Below are 1,548 nucleotides of genomic sequence, written 5' to 3' on the forward strand. Positions count from 1 at the left end.
TGTGGGTTCGAAGCTGACAGGGACTACAATGCAGCCTTAGAAATCAAGCGTTTGGGACTGGCGAAACTTGGAGTGGAAGCACAGACGATGACAGTAGGTCAGGGCATGGCCGAATCAACGCCTGCGGAGACTGCGCTCCCTGGGGAGACTGAGGAAACATCCAATAATGTGTCTCCAAAGCGCGTCGTTGAAACAGGAAGCCCCTGCCTCAAGGAGCCGCCGAAGGCGACGAGTAGGCAGGGGTAGTTCACCTACCGAGAGACTCTGTCTTAATCTATTACACCAGCGAAAAGAATATGCCCAATCACATATTAATACAATGTATACATGACATCGATAAGTGCGAGAGTCCCTGACGAAGAGGCTCAAAATATAGAAGAGGTTGCCGACCTCCTCGAAGAAGACAAAAGCACCACAATACGTAAGGCACTAAGCGAGGGTCTGACCGATCTAAGAATTGAGGTCGCGATACAGAAATACCAATCGGGAGAAGTATCCACTAATCAAGCAGCTAGAATTGCAGATGTCAGCATATCCGAATGGATACAGATAGCACGGGAGCATAATCTAACTACCCAGATTTCGCCTGAAGACCTTGAGAAAGACGTAGAAACCATAGAAGATCTTTAGTTAGAGTATGAAGATCTATCTTGACGCTACTACAGTCATATCCCTGTCGAGTATTAATGAGCTGAGGTTGCTCAACTACATTAATGGAGATCTCACAATCCCTTCTAAAGTCTTGTCTGAGGTAACTACTCAGCCAGCAGAGACGAACCTGGAGAGGTTTCTGGGTAGTAACGAGGATATCAAGGTAGAGAGAAAGACTCAGTTAGACGACCAGGATATCGAAGACGCATGCAGTCTACTCGGGGAGAACGAATTGAACGGCGATGTCCAGATCATTGCTGGTGTTTTGAGACAGTTGGATCGAGATCAAACAGAAACTGTAGTTGTATCTGACGATAGACGTGTGAGAAATACAGCAGATAGCTTAGGTGTGAGTGTGACCGGGACTATCGGAGTCGTCGTAAACAGTGTGAAGAAAGAACTACCCTCACAAGAGGGTAAAGAAATCATTCGACGTGTCGATAGCCGAGGTCTGCATATGACAGGTGAACTTCGGGAGAAAGCCTACGAGATGGTGGAGAAAGCCGACTCAGAATCAGAAAAATGATCTTTAGCCTGACAAAATGATTGATTTCACAGGCTGTGTGGGTGAGTGCTCGGGATCTTCAAAAAGCAGAGCTTTTTGGGATACGGGAAATCTGTGATCCCCTTGACTTGCCCCCGAGGTTGTTGACACGGAGTAAGGCTTATATCTCAAAGCTTTGTATACAATTGTATACAATGGGATCGAAATACAAGAGTGTCCGTCTTACTCAGGATGCATACGAGGTTCTAGAGCGACGAAAGCAGGACGACGAAACTTTTTCTGAGACTGTGGAACGTCTTGCTAAAGAAAGACCGATAAAAGAGTTAGCAGGCGTCTTTAGGGGGTGTTAACGTTAGCAAAGCTGTAAAAAGCGTGGTCAAGCTAGTTCTGGT

At 46.4% G+C, this 1,548-nt stretch carries 3 protein-coding genes; all 3 read left to right on the forward strand.

The window, feature by feature from the left end; translation table 11 throughout:
• The coding region (locus SV253_07830; protein ID MDY6775966.1) for a transposase at positions 1–246 on the forward strand (246 nt) is incomplete at its 5' end.
• A gap of 81 nt (positions 247–327) precedes the next feature.
• Complete coding sequence (locus SV253_07835) at positions 328–630, forward strand: UPF0175 family protein (GenBank protein MDY6775967.1); 303 nt, start codon at positions 328–330, stop codon at positions 628–630.
• A 7-nt stretch (positions 631–637) separates the two neighbouring features.
• Entirely contained in the window at positions 638–1,177 is a 540-nt protein-coding gene (locus tag SV253_07840; protein MDY6775968.1) for a hypothetical protein, read from the forward strand.
• Positions 1,178–1,548: the final 371 nt, after the last annotated feature.

It is taken from the genome of Candidatus Afararchaeum irisae (assembly GCA_034190545.1).
In the GTDB taxonomy this organism is placed as follows: Archaea; Halobacteriota; Halobacteria; order Halobacteriales; family Afararchaeaceae; genus Afararchaeum; species Afararchaeum irisae.

Excerpts from the sequence above, each read along its gene's own strand:
- SV253_07835 (MDY6775967.1), top strand. The coding sequence starts at position 328 with ATGACATCGATAAGTGCGAGAGTCCCTGACGAAGAGGCTCAAAATATA.
- SV253_07840 (MDY6775968.1), top strand. The coding sequence starts at position 638 with ATGAAGATCTATCTTGACGCTACTACAGTCATATCCCTGTCGAGTATT.